Here is a 14,548-nt window from a genome sequence, read left to right as displayed (position 1 = left end):
GCTCACAGACCGAAGCGACGCTGGAGGTCCCCGAGTTGACCGGGAAGCCTCGGTGATCCCGATTGCGCTCCGCCGGCCGACGGAGCGTGACCGCCGGGCACCCCGGCCTCCTGCGGGACGGCACCCGTCGGCTGCTCCGGACGCAGCGTCTCGGTGGACTGCAGCAGCACGGTCCCCGCTCCGGTGAACTCGAACTGATGCTCCTCGCCGGAGGCCCCGCCGAGTCCCGTCAGCGCCCGGATCCCGCCCAGTACGCCGGTCATATAGGCGTGGTCGTAGTGGTGGCAGGGGGAGGGGCAGTCGGCCCAGCCGACCAGGGCCTGCGGGTCGACGCGCAGCGGCGGCTCCATGAAGACCACCGGGCCATTGGAGGCGGCCACGAACTTGCCGGTGCCGAGCAGGGTGAGGAAGCCGGGCACAATCGACTGCTTCAGCGCGAGAGTTGGCTGAAAAGCGAGCAGATTGCCCGCGCGGACCGTGAGGTTGCCGTCCTCCAGGTCGAAGGAGTTGACGTCGAAGGCCCGGTCGGCGAGGAGCATCTTGCCCTGGCCCTGGGCGACGACCCAGTCGGCGGCGTGCAGCGGTGAGTGGAAGCTGGTCCGCAGCAGGCGGTCCAGGCTGCCGTGGCCGACGCCGTTGAAGTCGATCGAGCCGTAGTAAGCGATCATCTTGCCCTTCTGCAGGAACCACTGGCTCCCCTTGAGTTCCACGCAGAAGGTGTAGGAGTTGACGTTGTCGTCCGCGGGCAGCGTCATCGGGTCGTGGACGGCCGGGCCCGGGGCACCGCTCTGGTTCGTCTGGTTCACGGCTTCACAGCTTCTCTTCGGATGCCTGGACGTACACACTGCCGCTGCCGCTCAGCTCCAGCTGGAAGGCCTCGCCGGAGCCGCGGCCCACCATGTCCCGCCAGCCGAGGTCGGCCGAGAGCTTGTTGCGTACGTCCCCGTGGTGGGCGACGTAGGCCTGCGGGTCGACATGGACGGGGCGCCCGGGGGTGAGCGGGACCTCGATCACCCCGCCGTGCGCCATCACCGCGACCGCGCCGTGGCCCGTGAGGGTGGTGGTGAACAGGCCCTGCCCGGTGACCTGCCCGCGCACCATGCCCATCACCCCGCCCTGCGAGCCCATGAACATCGTGCCCTGCTCCAGGGTGCCGTCGAAGGCGAGCAGCCGGTCCGCCTCGACGTGCAGGGTGTCGCCGCCCAGCTCGATCACCTGGACGTGGTGGCCGCCGTGGCCGAACAGCACGGTGCCGCTGCCGTCCACGGTCATCAGGGGCGCCGCCTCGCCCGCGACCCGGCGGCCGATCATGGACATCACCCCGCCCCGGCCGCCGGCGCTGTTGGGGGTGAAGCTCACCTCGCCCCGGTAGGCGAGCATCGCGCCGCGCTGGGCGAACAGCCTCCGGCCGGGCTGGAGTTGCGCCTCCACCATCTTGGAGTTGATCTCCCGGAAAGGCATCAGAGGTCCCCCGCGACGGTAGTGCGCTCACTGGGCTGCACGTAGACGAGTCCCTCGCCCTCGAAGCGGATCTGGAAGGCCTCGCCGCCGCCCTCGCCGCGCAGCGTGCGGAAGGTCACCCCGGACTGGAAGCTCTGCCGGACGTCGCCCTGGTGCGCCACGTACGCGCCCGGGTCCACGGTCAGCGGGTACTGGGCGCTCACCCGCAGCACGGTGGCCTGGCCGTCCGACATGATCGCCGCCTGGCCGGTGCCCTCCACGGTGGTGGTGAACAGGCCGTTGCCCTGGGAGGCGCCGCGCAGCCCGGTGAAGGAGGTGCCGGTGCGCAGGCCCGCGTCGGCGCAGAGGAGATTGCTCGACTCCACGTAGAGCGTGTCGCCGTGCAGGCTGACGAGGTTGATCTCGGTGGCCCGGTCGGCGAACCAGCAGGTCCCCTCGCCCTTCACCTCCATCATCTCCATCTGCTCGCCGGTCAGGCGGCGGGTGACCATGCCGCGCAGGCCCTCGCCGCCGCCGGACATCTTCTTGAACGCCATCCGGCCGTCGTAGGCGACCATCGAGCCGTTCTTCGCCTTCACGGCGTCGCCGGTCATGTCGACGGCGAGCACCTTGCTGCCTTGGAGTCGGAAGGTTGCCACCCGGGCACGGTATCGGGCCCCGGGCCCGCGCGGACACCCCGGCGCCGGGCATCCGGCCCGGGCTGCGACAATGGTCCGGAAGCTTGTGAGCCCATTCACAAGATCGGCCCCCAGGGGCTCCCGTTCCAGATCAGTGCCAGCGGGACGTGCCGCGCGCGACCGCTGAACAGCCCGCGACCCCGAAGGTTCCCCGTGGACATCAAGACAGCCACCGCACTGCACCGACTGCGCCTGGTCTCCCTCCCCGAGGCGCTGTCCTTCCCCGCCCTGCTGATCTTCGGCTCGCTGCTGAGCCGCATCTCCGACATCGACTTCCTGATGATGCCGCTCGGCCTGCTGCACGGCGCCCTCTTCGTCACCTACCTGGTGCTCCTCGCCGACGTCTGGAACCGCACCAAGTGGCCCCTGAAGAAGGTCGCCGTCTACTTCCTGCTCGCCCTGCCGCCCTTCGGCGGACTGTGGGCGCACCGGATGCTCGGCCGCGAGGAGGAGGCCGGGGTCATCGCCGCCCGGGCCCGCCGCGAAGGTGTCGTGAACCCGTGATCGTCGCCTTCTCCGTCACCCCGCTCGGCGTCGGCGAGGACGTCGGCGCGTACGTCGCCGAGGCGGTGCGGGTGGTCCGCGAGTCCGGTCTGCCGCACCGCACCGACGCCATGTTCACCTCCGTCGAGGGCGACTGGGACGAGGTCATGGACGTGGTCAGGCGCGCGGTGGCCGCGGTCGAGGCGCGGGCGCCGCGGGTCTCGCTGGTCCTCAAGGGCGACATCCGGCCCGGTGTCACCGACGGGCTGACCGGCAAGGTGGAGACCGTGGAGCGCTACCTCTCCGGCGGCTGAGAGGCGGGGACGACGCGCCCGCCGCGGGCGCCCGTTCCCCCGTTTCCCGCAGGAAATCCCCTCGCACGGACCCCTCCGGTCGACACGCCGTCAGTTCTCCCTTCTTGTGTGGGTATCGGCTTGATCGCTCACACCCGGGAGGGCTTGTGCCGCCGGAGGGCTACGACTACGAGAGCTACAGCCGGCTTGCCGGGCCGCTGACCCAACCCACCGGCCGCCCCTACCGGGTGCGTTACCGCTCCCTGCTGTCCACCGAGCCGAGACGCCTGCGCGCCGTCGCGCTGATGACGCTGGCCCCGATACTCACCGCGGTGCTGCTCGTCTACCTGGTCTGGCCCTCGCACTGGACCCGCCGGGAGGGCGGCGCCGCCTGGCTGGTGGGCCTCGACATCACCATGCTGGCGGCCATCGGCCTGATCGAGGCCTTCATGCTCGTCAACGTGGTCTCGATCGCGCACGCCACGATGGTCGCCCGCGACCCGGTGCCGGTCGTCCCGCAGCCGGGCACCCGGGTCGCCTTCCTCACCACCTTCGTGCCGGGCCGCGAGTCCCTCGCGATGCTGCGCGGCACCCTGGAGGGCGCCGTCCGCGTCCGCCACACCGGCCCGCTGGACGTCTGGCTCCTGGACGAGGGCGACGACGCCCAGGCCAAGGCGCTCTGCGCGGAGCTGGGGGTGCGCCACTTCACCCGGCACGGCGTCCCCGAGTGGAACCGGGAGAGCGGCGCCCACAAGGCCCGCACCAAGCACGGCAACTACAACGCCTGGCTGGCGCTGCACGGCGGCGACTACGAGTTCTTCGCCTCCGTGGACACCGACCACGTCCCCGTGCCGGACTTCCTGGAGCGGATGATGGGCTACTTCCGCGACCCGGACGTCGCCTTCGTGGTCGGCCCGCAGGTCTACGGCAACTACCTCACCCCGGTGACCAAGGCCGCCGAGTCCCAGCAGTTCCTCTTCCACGCGCTCATCCAGCGGGCCGGCAACCGCTACCGCTCGGCCATGTTCGTCGGCACCAACAACGTCGTACGGATCTCCGCGCTGCGCCAGATCGGCGGGCTGCGCGACTCCATCACCGAGGACATGGCCACCGGCTTCGAGCTGCACCGGCACCGCAATCCGCTCACCGGCCGCCACTGGGAGTCCGTCTACACCCCGGACGTGCTCGCCGTCGGCGAGGGCCCCGCCTCCTGGACGGACTTCTTCACCCAGCAGACCCGCTGGTCGCGCGGCACCTACGAGACCCTGCTCAAGCAGTACCGCAAGGCACCCCTGTCGATGCCGGGCGGCCGCCTCTTCTCGTACTCCCTGATGCTCGCCTACTACCCGATGGCCGCGGTCAACTGGCTGCTCGGCGTGCTCAGCTGCGTGCTCTTCCTCTGGTTCGGGGCCTCCGGCACCCAGGTCGCCGCCTCGGTCTGGCTGATGCTCTACTCGGACGCCGCGGCGCTCCAGATCGGCCTCTACCTCTGGAACCGGCGGCACAACGTCTCCCCGCACGAACCCCAGGGCTCCGGCGGCCTGGCCGGAATGGCGATGTCCGCGGTCTCGGCGCCGATCTACGCCAAGTCGCTCGCCGAGGCGGTGCTGCGCAGGCCCAGCCGGTTCGTCGTCACCCCCAAGGGGGACGCCAGTCCGGACCGGCTGCTGACCTTCCGGATCCATCTGCTCTGGGCGGGCGTGCTGATCGCCTCGCTGACGGCCTCGGCCCTCCTCGACCACACCCACGCGGCCATGCGCACCTGGGCCGTCCTCGCCACCTGCATCTCGCTGGCCCCGGCCACCGTCTGGGCCTGCGGCGAGTACCGGCGCCGCCGTGCCGTGCGGGCCGAGGGCCGCGCCCGGGTGCCCGAGCCGGAGGCGGCGCCCGCGCTCGCCCGGACGGTCTCCAGCGCCTCCGCCCCGGTGTCCACCAGTACCTCAGGAGGGAACTGAGCCATGGCATACCAGCCGTCGAAGAAGCTCAAGAAGACGGCCCTCGGGGTCGCCGGGGTCGCGGTGCTCGCCGGGCTCAACGCGCCCGCCGCGCTCGGTTTCGCCGAGGACAAGTACCACGAGTACAAGATCGCGCAGCCCGGCTACCAGGCCCGCTACGGCTCCTGGCAGCAGGTCGCGATCCCGGAGAAGTACCGCACCAACGCCATCCACGCGGCGCTCCTGCACACCGGCAAGGTCCTCATCGTCGCGGGCTCGGGCAACGAGCAGCGCAAGTTCGACGCGGGCTCCTTCGACACCGTGCTCTGGGACCCCGGGAAGAACACGTACAAGAAGATCCCCACCCCGGAGGACTTCTTCTGCGCGGGCCACGCCCAACTGCCCGGCGGGCGGCTGCTCGTGGCGGGCGGCACCGCGCGCTACGAGGCGCTCGACGGCGAGGTGAAGCGGGCCGGCGGCGGGATGCGGGTCAAGAACGAGGACCCGGACAAGGCGGTCACCCTGAAGAAGGGCACCCGCTTCCGCTCGCCCTCCGGCGTGGAGTACGTCAGCCGCTTCGACGTCACCGTGCCGAAGGCGAGGAAGGCGGCGGTCAAGGGCGGCGCCAAGGTGAAGGCCAGCGAGCGCCGGGTGTTCGTGGAGGCGGTCGAGGAGGGCCCCGAGTCGGTCACCGCCCGGCAGGCCCAGTACGAGGTGGTCGGCCTGAAGGGCGGACAGGCGGACGACGTCTACGGGCTCTCCGAGAAGATCACCCTCGCCAAGCAGGACTTCCAGGGCATCAAGGCCGCCTACGAGTTCGACCCGCGGGCCGAGCGGTACATCAAGGTCGACCCGATGCGGAAGGCCCGCTGGTACCCGACCCTGGTCGGCCTGAAGGACGGCAAGGTGCTCGCGGTCTCCGGGCTCGACGACGTCGGCATGATCGACCCCGGCGACAACGAGATCTACGACCCGAAGACCAGGAAGTGGTCCAAGGGCCCCTTCCGCTACTTCCCGACCTACCCCGCCCTCTTCCTCACCAAGGGCGGCAAGCTCTTCTACCCGGCCTCCAACGCGGGGTACGGACCGGCCGACAAGGGCCGCGAGCCGGGGCTGTGGGACCTGGAGAAGAACACCTTCGCCAAGGTGCCGGGGCTCAGCGACAAGGACCAGACGGAGACCTCCTCCTCGCTGCTCCTGCCCCCGGCGCAGGACCAGAAGGTGATGATCCTCGGCGGCGGCGGGGTCGGCGAGTCGGAGAAGTCCACCGCCCGCACCGCCGTGATCGACCTCAGGAAGAAGAACCCGGCCTTCGCCGACGGGCCCGCGCTCCCGCAGGGCACGCGCTATCTGAACAGCGTGATCATGCCGGACGACACGGTCTTCACCACCAACGGCTCCGAGGACTACCGGGGCCGCAGCGCCAGCAATATCCACAAGGCGCAGTTCTACGATCCGAAGAAGAACGCCTTCACCCCGGCCGCCGATCCGGAGGTCGGCCGCAACTACCACTCCGAGGCGCTGCTGCTGCCCGACGGCCGGATCGCCACCTTCGGCTCCGACCCGCTCTTCGACGACCAGAAGAACACCAAGCTCGGCCACTTCGAACAGCGCATGGAGATCTACACCCCGCCCGCGCTGCACCGCGCCGGGGACCGGCGCCCGGTGCTCGGCAGCGGCCCGCGCCGGGTCGCCCGCGGCGAGCACGCCAGCTTCGAGACCGCCGACTCCCGGCGGATCGCGCGGGCCCGCCTGATGCGGCCGAGCGCGGTCACCCACACCACCGACGTCGAGCAGCGCTCCCTCGCGCTCGACCTCGAACGGGGCGCCGACAAGGTCACGGTGACCGTCCCGCAGGACCGGGCCCTGGTGCCGCCCGGCTGGTACATGCTCTTCGTCACCGACAAGGAGGGCACCCCCTCGGTCGCCAAGTGGGTCGAGGTGCGCTGAGCCGACCGGTACGGGGCCGCCCCCTCCCCGTACCCCCCGAACCGGGCCGGACCGCGGTGGCAGGGCGTGAGCCGCGGGCCGGGCCGGACAGGGACGGGAGGCGGGTGCCGCGCGCACCCGCCTCCCGCCGCCATTCGCGTACCCCGCCGCCATCCGCCGCGCACCACGCTGCGGACCGCTCCGTACCCCGCAGCGGACCGCTGCGTGTCCCGCCGCGAACTGGCCCGCCCTCCCCGTGAACTGGCCCCCCGTGAACCGCCCGTCCCCTGCCCGGTGTTCAGGCCGCGCGCCGCGCGAGTCCCAGGGCGTAGTCCGGCCACCAGGTCCCGGCGGCCGGTCCGCCGCGGCAGGCGCCGTCGGACTCGCCGGGCCGCTTGATCCACAGGTAGGCGTCGACCAGCGCGTCCCCGGTGGCCGTCGTCGGCGGCCTGCCGAGGGCGCGGCCCGGCGGATTGCACCAGCCCTCGCGGCGGTTGCCGGTCAGCGGCCCGAGGCCGTTGCGGCTGGTGTCGATCACGAAGTGCTTGCCGCCGAGCATCCGGGAGAGCCGGTGGCCGTACTCCCGGTTGACGGCGGTGCTCTGGAAGTTGGCGACGTTCAGCGCGAAGCCGTCGGCGCGGCCGATCCCGGCGCTGCGCAGCGGTCCGGCGAGCCGGGCCGGGTCCTTCAGCCAGCCCGGGTTGCCCGCGTCCAGGTAGACCCGGGTGTGCGGCTGCTGCTTGAGCCGGCCGATCGCGGCGCGGAGCAGTTCGTAGCGCTCCCGGTGGTACTGCTGCGGGGTGCAGCCGTCGACGTTGTGGCCCACGGCGTCGGGTTCGAGGACCACCAGGGCCCGGCGGTCCCCGATGCCCTCGGCGAAGGACCAGATCCAGCGCTGGTAGGCGGCGGCGTCCTCGGCACCGCCCGCCGAGTGCTGCCCGCAGTCGCGGTGCGGGATGTGGTAGGCGACGAAGACGGCCGTACGGTCCGCCTTCTGAGCCGCCCGGGTGGCCGCCCGGACGGTGGCGCCCGCGTCCTTGCCCGAGGGCCACAGGGCGACGGGCTGCCGGGCGATGCGGCGCAGGGTCGCGGCGTCCTTCCCGCGGCCCTCCCGCTGCCACTGGCGCAGCTGGGCGGCGGCCGGGCTCCTGGTGTCCACCCAGAACGGCGAGTCCGGATCGCCGAGCCCGTCCGGGCCCTGCTCCGCGGAGGCCTTCCCGGTCAGCTCCGAGCAGCCCGCGAGCAGGGGGAGGACACCGAGGGCGGCGAGCAGGGCGGCGGTGCGGATCAGCCGGGACATCAGGACCCCTCGGGAGAGGACGGCAGCAGGGCGGCAATCGTTACATAACGCTCTTATCCGTACGGGCCGCGACACCGGCCGCGCCCCGCTCCCGGCCGCCGGTACCGCAGTACGAGACACCCCTCATCCGGGCGCGGACGGGCGGCTAAGGTCCATGGCGTGCCGAAACCGCTCAGCCTCTCCTTCGACCCGATCGCCCGTGCCGACGAGCTCTGGCGGGACCGCTGGGGATCCGCGCCCTCGATGGGAGCGATCACCTCGATCATGCGCGCCCAGCAGATCCTGCTCGCCGAGGTCGACGCGGTGGTCAAGCCCTACGGACTGACCTTCGCCCGGTACGAGGCCCTGGTCCTGCTCTCCTTCGCCAAGGCGGGGGAGCTGCCGATGTCGAAGATCGGCGAGCGCCTCATGGTCCACCCGACCTCGGTCACCAACACCGTCGACCGCCTGGTGAGGTCGGGTCTCGTCGACAAGCGGCCCAACCCCAACGACGGCCGCGGCACCCTGGCGAGCATCACCCCCAAGGGCCACGAGGTCGTCGAGGAGGCCACCCGCGACCTGATGGCCATGGACTTCGGCCTCGGCGCCTACGACGAGGAGGAGTGCGCGGAGGTCTTCGCCCTGCTGCGCCCGCTGCGGGTCGCGGCCGGGGACTTCGAGGAGGGCTGAGCGGCTCCGGCCGGGGCGAGACGGAGGCCACCCGCCCCGGGACCGGGGGCCGTGCCGGGGCCCCGCGCGCCCCGGTTAGTCTCGTAGGCATGAAGAAGAGCGTGCTGACCCGCTACCGCGTGATGGCCTACGTCACCGGTGTGCTGCTGGTTCTGCTGACCCTCGGCGTCATCGCCAAGTACCTGCTCGACATGGACGGCGCCGCGGACTTCACCCGCGTCGTCGGCATCGCGCACGGCTGGCTCTACGTCCTCTACCTGGTCTTCGCCTTCGACCTGGGCTCCAAGGCGAAGTGGCCGGTCGGCAAGCAGCTGTGGGTGCTGCTCGCGGGCACCGTCCCGACCGCGGCCTTCTTCGTCGAGCGCCGGATCAGCGCCGAGCTGGAGCCGAAGCTCGCCGAGGGCGCGAGCACGCCCGCGCAGGTCTAGGGTTCCGCTCCCGCGGCCGGCCCTCCCCGGTCCGGCCGCGACGGGCGCGCGTCCCCGCTGCCGGGAGCCGCCCGCCCTCCCGCTCACGCTCCGTGATCCGCCGACCTCGGAGGCACTTCCTCCGTACGTGTGGATCTGCCCCGGAGGGCCCTTCGAGGCCATGTCGCACCCGTGAGCCATCGACATTTACTAGGACGTCCTAGTAAATTTGAAACATGGACGCAGACGCCATTCAGGACGGCCGCCGACGCTGGCAGGCCCGCTACGACTCCGCCAAAAAGCGGGACGCCGACTTCAGCACGCTCTCCGGCGATGAGGTGGAGCCTGCCTACGGCCCCCGCGAGGGCGACAGCTACCAGGGCTTCGAGCGCATCGGCTGGCCCGGTGAGTACCCCTTCACCCGCGGCCTCTACCCGACCGGCTACCGCGGCCGCACCTGGACCATCCGCCAGTTCGCGGGCTTCGGCAACGCCGAGCAGACCAACGAGCGCTACAAGATGATCCTGGAGGCGGGCGGCGGCGGCCTCAGCGTCGCCTTCGACATGCCCACGCTGATGGGCCGCGACTCCGACGACGGGCGCGCCCTCGGCGAGGTCGGGCACTGCGGGGTGGCCATCGACTCGGCCGCCGACATGGAGGTCCTCTTCAAGGACATCCCGCTCGGTGACGTCACCACCTCGATGACCATCAGCGGTCCGGCCGTCCCGGTCTTCTGCATGTACCTGGTCGCCGCCGAACGCCAGGGCATCGACCCCGGCGTGCTCAACGGCACCCTGCAGACGGACATCTTCAAGGAGTACATCGCGCAGAAGGAGTGGCTCTTCCAGCCCGAGCCCCATCTGCGCCTGATCGGCGACCTGATGGAGCACTGCGCCGAGAAGATCCCCGCGTACAAGCCGCTCTCGGTCTCCGGCTACCACATCCGCGAGGCCGGGGCCACGGCCGCCCAGGAGCTGGCGTACACGCTCGCCGACGGCTTCGGCTACGTCGAGCTCGGCCTCTCCCGCGGCCTGGACGTGGACGTCTTCGCCCCCGGCCTCTCCTTCTTCTTCGACGCCCATGTCGACTTCTTCGAGGAGATCGCCAAGTTCCGCGCGGCCCGCCGTATCTGGGCCCGCTGGATGAAGGAGGTCTACGGAGCCAAGACCGACAAGGCGCAGTGGCTGCGCTTCCACACCCAGACCGCCGGGGTCTCGCTGACCGCGCAGCAGCCGTACAACAACGTCGTACGCACCGCGGTGGAGGCGCTGGCGGCGGTGCTCGGCGGCACCAACTCGCTGCACACCAACGCCCTGGACGAGACCCTCGCGCTGCCGAGCGAGCAGGCCGCCGAGATCGCGCTGCGCACCCAGCAGGTGCTGATGGAGGAGACCGGGGTCGCCAACGTCGCGGACCCGCTGGGCGGTTCCTGGTACATCGAGCAGCTCACCGACCGCATCGAGGCGGACGCCGAGAAGATCTTCGACCAGATCAGGGAGCGCGGGCTGCGCGCCCACCCGGACGGCAAGCACCCGATCGGGCCGATCACCTCCGGCATCCTGCGCGGCATCGAGGACGGCTGGTTCACCGGCGAGATCGCCGAGTCCGCCTTCCAGTACCAGCGCGCCCTGGAGAAGGGCGACAAGCGCGTGGTCGGCGTCAACGTCGCCCACGGCTCGGTCACCGGCGACCTGGAGATCCTGCGGGTCAGCCACGAGGTGGAGCGCGAGCAGGTGCGCACTCTCGCCGAGCGCAGGAAGGGCCGCGAGGAGGACCGGGTGCGGGCGAGCATCGAGGCGATGCTCACGGCCGCCCGGGACGGCTCCAACATGATCGCCCCGATGCTGGAGGCGGTACGCGCCGAGGCCACCCTCGGCGAGATCTGCGACGCCCTCCGCGAGGAGTGGGGCGTGTACACGGAGCCCGCCGGGTTCTGAACGGCCCCCGCGGAGGCGGGACGCGGCGCCGGGCGGCAGCGCCGGGCGCCCGGGACGGGTGACAGGTGACAGGGGCGGGCGGCGGCCGGAAGGCAGCCGCCCGCCCCGCGTTTTCGGGTGCGGACGACAGGGCCTACGAGGCCGACCGCTCCTGGATGGTCGCGGCGAGGCCGCCGAGCAGCAGGGTGGTCAGGCGCCGGGCCCAGGCGGCGTCGATGGGTTCGGCGCTGACCAGGGTGCGGTGCACCACCGCGCCGGCCACCACGTCGAAGATCAGGTCCGCGGTCGCGGAGGCGGCCTGCTCGTCCTCCTCGACGGGGAGTTCGCCGCGCTGCTGCGCGAGGGCGCGGCCCTGGAGCACCAGGCGCTTCTGCCGGTCCACGATCGAGCTGCGGATCCGGTCGCGCAGCGGTTCGTCGCGGGTGGACTCGGCCACCACCGCCATCAGGGCCGTCCTGGTCTCGGGCCGGTCGAGGAGTGCGGCGAACTGGAGCACCACGCCCTCCACGTCCCCGGCGAGGGTGCCGGAGTCGGGCACCTCCAGCTCGTCGAAGAGGGCGGCCACGGTGTCCACGACGAGTTCGTTCTTGCTGGGCCACCGGCGGTACAGGGTGGTCTTGGCGACCCCGGCGCGGGTGGCGATGTCGCCCATCGAGAGCTTGGACCAGCCCTGCTCGACCAGGGCGTCCCTGGTCGCCTCCAGGATGGCGGCATCGGCGGCGGTGCTGCGCGGACGTCCCGTGCGCGCGGCACCCGGGGTGCGGCTCGGCATGCCGTGACCATACCGGCGGTGGCACGGGGCGCCGTGAGCGAGATCACCCGCGTTCGCCCGACACCGTCCGGCCCGGCAAGTTACGCTACGACCCGTAGCGTTAGAAAGGTGAGGTCCTCCCTCCCGGACGGCGCGAGCGACAACCCCAGGCCTGGGTGGGGACCCGGGCCGTACAGAACTTCATCACCGGCCCGCTCCGGGCCGTCCTTGCGGGCCCCGCATCCGGCGGCGGCCCTCCGGACGGCGGGGCGGGTGCACGCGGCCCGCGCGACGACGCGCGAAGCGGCCGCCCCCGGCGCGGGAAGTCCCACTTCGGCGGCCGGAACCAGTACTTCGGCTGACCAAAAACCTGTGGTTTTCCACAGTCGCGCGCGGAAGGGGGAGGATGTACTCATGCAGCCACGGAACATGTCCATGAGCGGAGTCGTCGACCTCGCCGCGGTGAAGGCGGCCCAGGAGGCCAAGACCAAGGCGGAGCAGGCCCGGGCGCAAGCCGCGAGCCAGGGCGGCGGCGGGGCCGTCGCGCCTTCGGCCCTGGTCGCCGACGTCGACGAAGCCGGCTTCGAACGCGACGTACTGCAGCGTTCCACCGAGGTCCCCGTCGTCATCGACTTCTGGGCCGAGTGGTGCGAACCCTGCAAGCAGCTCAGCCCTCTTCTCGAACGACTCGCCGCCGAGTACAACGGCCGCTTCGTCCTCGCGAAGGTCGACGTCGACGCCAACCAGATGCTGATGCAGCAGTTCGGGGTCCAGGGCATCCCCGCCGTCTTCGCGGTCGTCGCGGGCCAGGCGCTGCCCCTGTTCCAGGGTGCCGCCCCGGAGGCCCAGATCCGCCAGACCCTGGACCAGCTCGTCCAGGTCGCCGAGGAGCGCTTCGGGCTCACCGGGGTGACGGTGGCCGAGGGCGCGCCGGAACCCGCCGAGCAGCCGGAGCCCCCGCAGGGCCCGCACGACGCGGCGCTCGGGGCGGCGGTCCAGGCGCTCGACGCCGGGGACTACGCCTCCGCGGTGGGCGCCTACCAGTCGGTGCTCGCCGAGGACCCGGCCAACACCGAGGCCAAGCTCGGTCTCGCGCAGGCCGAACTCCTCCAGCGGGTCCAGGGAGTCGACGCCCAGGAGGTGCGGCGGAAGGCCGCCGAGAATCCCGCGGACCGCGAGGCGCAGATCGCCGCCGCGGACCTGGATCTGGTCGGCGGACATGTCGAGGACGCCTTCGGCAGGCTCATCGAGACCGTCCGCAGGACCGCGGGTGAGGACCGCAACGCGGTACGCCTGAGGCTGCTCGAACTCTTCGAGGTCGTCGGGGCGGACGACCCCCGGGTCTCCGCGGCGCGCACCGCGCTCGCGCGGGTCCTCTTCTGACCTGTTGCTAAACCACGCCCCCCGTGGGGTGGGCGTGAAGATTTGTCGACGCAGAGTCACGGCGGTCGCGCTTTACCAAAACTTGGTAATCCGCGGCCGCCGTTACATGTGGTCAACAAAGCGCGGTGTTAAGTCCGTTCATGTCCTCTGATGTCCGTATGTCAAGGACTCCTCAGTAACACCCAGCGTTGCGATCATGCCTCGTGGAGTCGCGGGCGGGTTATCCAGCCGTTACCAGTGGGTAACGAGACCCCTTGTGCGGGGGCCGAAGATGCACCACGATCGGCCAAGCTCGGTCCATTACCTCGTTGCCCGCAAGCCAGTTGGGAGCGAGGACCACAGTGGGTCCCCACCGAGTGGCCGATGGCAGTGGCGTCGGTCAGGACAGGGGGGTCTCTGCCGTCCGGCGGGGCCTGTCCGAGAAAGGTTGCGCGAAGGCGTGGCCGGTGGTTGTCGCTCGGGGGTGATCGCCGTGGTTCGGAACGCTCCAGCGCCTCCGAAGCGGGCGCTCTCCTTCCCGAGGACGTAGCACTTCTCCCATCCCTGCCCGGCTTGAGCCGCCCTTCGGGGAGCAAGTCAGGGCTGGAGATGTACGTCCGAGAAGGAGGAAAGTCATGGAGTCCCTGGCTCGTGGCGGAACCAGATGGAAGCGGTTCGCCGTAGTCATGGTGCCGAGCGTCGCGGCTACTGCCGCGATAGGTGTCGCCCTCTCGCAGGGTGCGCTCGCGGCATCGTTCAGTGTGTCCGGTCAGCAGTTCAAGGTGACTGCCGACCAGCTTGACGGTAAGGGCTTCGTCCAGTACGGAGCGCTCGACAGCGGCAAGTCGGGTGCACACCCGGTCGCCGTCGTCGGTTTGGACACGGCCGAGATCACCAACCTCTGCCAGTCCGTCGTCGTGCCCGTCCCGGTGTTCGGCGATGTGTCGATGACCCTGTCCGCCGGTAAGCCCGGCGGCCCCAGGGTCGAGGCGAAGAAGCTCTACATCGACGCCGATGACCTGCAGGCGAACGCGACGTTCACCAACATCGACATCGGTACGTCGATCGACAGCACCACGAAGGGCCCCGGCCCCTCGAAGGGCGACAAGTACGCCCCGGACTCGTTCTCGCAGCAGGCCGAGTCGGTGCGGTTCACGGACGTCAAGCAGCGCGCGTGGGCGACCACGGCGGGCACGTTCAAGCTCTCCGGCCTTGGCATGAAGGTCCAGAAGGGCAAGCACGAGTGCTACTGAGCGCGTGAGCGCTGAGCAAGCACCCGATGCGTTAATGCCGGGCGCGGGGACGCGAGGAGTTCTCCGAGCCGTCCCCGTGCCCGTCACCGCAT

The 14,548-nt window shown here is 71.2% G+C and carries 14 protein-coding genes; 9 read left to right on the top strand and 5 right to left on the bottom strand.

Features of this window, described 5'->3' with window-relative positions; all coding sequences use genetic code 11:
- Positions 1 to 2: 2 nt before the first annotated feature.
- The 3 genes from HFV08_RS30080 to HFV08_RS30070 are packed head-to-tail and all read right to left on the bottom strand — an operon-like array spanning position 3 to position 2,099.
- A complete protein-coding gene (locus tag HFV08_RS30080; RefSeq protein ID WP_168543743.1) occupies positions 3 to 755 on the bottom strand; it encodes an AIM24 family protein in 753 nt (250 codons plus the stop codon).
- Positions 756 to 810: 55 nt separating this feature from the next.
- The gene (locus HFV08_RS30075) at positions 811 to 1,461 is read right to left on the bottom strand and encodes an AIM24 family protein (RefSeq protein ID WP_168543734.1); all 651 of its coding nucleotides are present in this window, start codon (positions 1,459 to 1,461) and stop codon (positions 811 to 813) included.
- The gene (locus tag HFV08_RS30070; RefSeq protein WP_168543733.1) at positions 1,461 to 2,099 is read right to left on the bottom strand and encodes an AIM24 family protein; all 639 of its coding nucleotides are present in this window, start codon (positions 2,097 to 2,099) and stop codon (positions 1,461 to 1,463) included. The genes HFV08_RS30075 and HFV08_RS30070 overlap by 1 nt, the downstream gene beginning before the upstream one ends.
- Before the next feature lie 192 nt (positions 2,100 to 2,291).
- Between HFV08_RS30070 and HFV08_RS30065 the strand changes: the two genes are divergently transcribed.
- The 4 genes from HFV08_RS30065 to glxA all read left to right on the top strand — a co-directional run bounded on the left by HFV08_RS30065 (position 2,292) and on the right by glxA (position 6,798).
- On the top strand, positions 2,292 to 2,642 hold the full coding sequence (locus HFV08_RS30065; protein ID WP_168543732.1) for a DUF3817 domain-containing protein: 351 nt from the start codon (positions 2,292 to 2,294) through the stop codon (positions 2,640 to 2,642).
- Positions 2,639 to 2,935, top strand: coding sequence for an MTH1187 family thiamine-binding protein (locus HFV08_RS30060; RefSeq protein WP_168543731.1), 297 nt, complete (start codon positions 2,639 to 2,641; stop codon positions 2,933 to 2,935). Before HFV08_RS30065 ends, HFV08_RS30060 begins: the two co-directional genes overlap by 4 nt.
- A 146-nt stretch (positions 2,936 to 3,081) precedes the next feature.
- Entirely contained in the window at positions 3,082 to 4,869 is a 1,788-nt protein-coding gene (locus HFV08_RS30055) for a glycosyltransferase family 2 protein (RefSeq protein ID WP_168543730.1), read from the top strand.
- Between the two features lie 3 nt (positions 4,870 to 4,872).
- Positions 4,873 to 6,798 carry a radical copper oxidase GlxA gene (gene glxA, locus HFV08_RS30050; protein ID WP_168543729.1) on the top strand — a complete coding sequence of 642 codons (1,926 nt, stop codon included), beginning with the start codon at positions 4,873 to 4,875 and terminating at the stop codon, positions 6,796 to 6,798.
- Positions 6,799 to 7,075: 277 nt separating this feature from the next.
- On the opposite strand, the gene HFV08_RS30045 is transcribed toward glxA, so the two are convergent.
- Positions 7,076 to 8,077 (bottom strand): glycoside hydrolase family 6 protein, encoded by a 1,002-nt coding sequence (locus HFV08_RS30045; RefSeq protein WP_168543728.1) that lies wholly within the window; start codon positions 8,075 to 8,077, stop codon positions 7,076 to 7,078.
- Positions 8,078 to 8,236: 159 nt separating this feature from the next.
- Between HFV08_RS30045 and HFV08_RS30040 the strand changes: the two genes are divergently transcribed.
- The 3 genes from HFV08_RS30040 to icmA all read left to right on the top strand — a co-directional run bounded on the left by HFV08_RS30040 (position 8,237) and on the right by icmA (position 11,090).
- The gene (locus HFV08_RS30040) at positions 8,237 to 8,746 is read left to right on the top strand and encodes a MarR family winged helix-turn-helix transcriptional regulator (RefSeq protein WP_168543727.1); all 510 of its coding nucleotides are present in this window, start codon (positions 8,237 to 8,239) and stop codon (positions 8,744 to 8,746) included.
- 89 nt (positions 8,747 to 8,835) lie between these two features.
- The gene (locus HFV08_RS30035) at positions 8,836 to 9,174 is read left to right on the top strand and encodes a DUF3817 domain-containing protein (RefSeq protein WP_168543726.1); all 339 of its coding nucleotides are present in this window, start codon (positions 8,836 to 8,838) and stop codon (positions 9,172 to 9,174) included.
- A gap of 215 nt (positions 9,175 to 9,389) precedes the next feature.
- Positions 9,390 to 11,090 carry a coenzyme B12-dependent isobutyryl-CoA mutase large subunit gene (icmA, locus tag HFV08_RS30030; RefSeq protein WP_168543725.1) on the top strand — a complete coding sequence of 567 codons (1,701 nt, stop codon included), beginning with the start codon at positions 9,390 to 9,392 and terminating at the stop codon, positions 11,088 to 11,090.
- A 133-nt stretch (positions 11,091 to 11,223) separates the two neighbouring features.
- Here the strand turns inward: icmA and HFV08_RS30025 are convergent, their stop codons facing one another.
- Positions 11,224 to 11,862, bottom strand: a complete 639-nt coding sequence (locus HFV08_RS30025) for a TetR/AcrR family transcriptional regulator (protein ID WP_168543724.1) — start codon at positions 11,860 to 11,862, stop codon at positions 11,224 to 11,226.
- Between the two features lie 393 nt (positions 11,863 to 12,255).
- On the opposite strand from HFV08_RS30025, the gene HFV08_RS30020 reads away from it, so the two are divergent.
- Together HFV08_RS30020 and HFV08_RS30015 are read left to right on the top strand one after the other, a co-directional pair.
- Positions 12,256 to 13,224 carry a tetratricopeptide repeat protein gene (locus HFV08_RS30020; protein ID WP_168543723.1) on the top strand — a complete coding sequence of 323 codons (969 nt, stop codon included), beginning with the start codon at positions 12,256 to 12,258 and terminating at the stop codon, positions 13,222 to 13,224.
- Positions 13,225 to 13,838: 614 nt separating this feature from the next.
- Complete coding sequence (locus HFV08_RS30015; protein ID WP_168543722.1) at positions 13,839 to 14,456, top strand: DUF6230 family protein; 618 nt, start codon at positions 13,839 to 13,841, stop codon at positions 14,454 to 14,456.
- Positions 14,457 to 14,548 lie beyond the last annotated feature (92 nt).

This window comes from Streptomyces physcomitrii (genome assembly GCF_012273655.1).
Classification (GTDB): domain Bacteria; phylum Actinomycetota; class Actinomycetes; order Streptomycetales; family Streptomycetaceae; genus Streptomyces; species Streptomyces physcomitrii.
This window is presented reverse-complemented; position numbering and strand designations above follow the sequence as displayed.

Excerpts from the sequence above, each read along its gene's own strand:
- HFV08_RS30080 (WP_168543743.1), bottom strand. The coding sequence starts at position 755 with ATGACGCTGCCCGCGGACGACAACGTCAACTCCTACACCTTCTGCGTG.
- HFV08_RS30075 (WP_168543734.1), bottom strand. The coding sequence starts at position 1,461 with ATGCCTTTCCGGGAGATCAACTCCAAGATGGTGGAGGCGCAACTCCAG.
- glxA (WP_168543729.1), top strand. The coding sequence starts at position 4,873 with ATGGCATACCAGCCGTCGAAGAAGCTCAAGAAGACGGCCCTCGGGGTC.
- HFV08_RS30045 (WP_168543728.1), bottom strand. The coding sequence starts at position 8,077 with ATGTCCCGGCTGATCCGCACCGCCGCCCTGCTCGCCGCCCTCGGTGTC.
- HFV08_RS30035 (WP_168543726.1), top strand. The coding sequence starts at position 8,836 with ATGAAGAAGAGCGTGCTGACCCGCTACCGCGTGATGGCCTACGTCACC.
- icmA (WP_168543725.1), top strand. The coding sequence starts at position 9,390 with ATGGACGCAGACGCCATTCAGGACGGCCGCCGACGCTGGCAGGCCCGC.
- HFV08_RS30025 (WP_168543724.1), bottom strand. The coding sequence starts at position 11,862 with ATGCCGAGCCGCACCCCGGGTGCCGCGCGCACGGGACGTCCGCGCAGC.
- HFV08_RS30020 (WP_168543723.1), top strand. The coding sequence starts at position 12,256 with ATGCAGCCACGGAACATGTCCATGAGCGGAGTCGTCGACCTCGCCGCG.
- HFV08_RS30015 (WP_168543722.1), top strand. The coding sequence starts at position 13,839 with ATGGAGTCCCTGGCTCGTGGCGGAACCAGATGGAAGCGGTTCGCCGTA.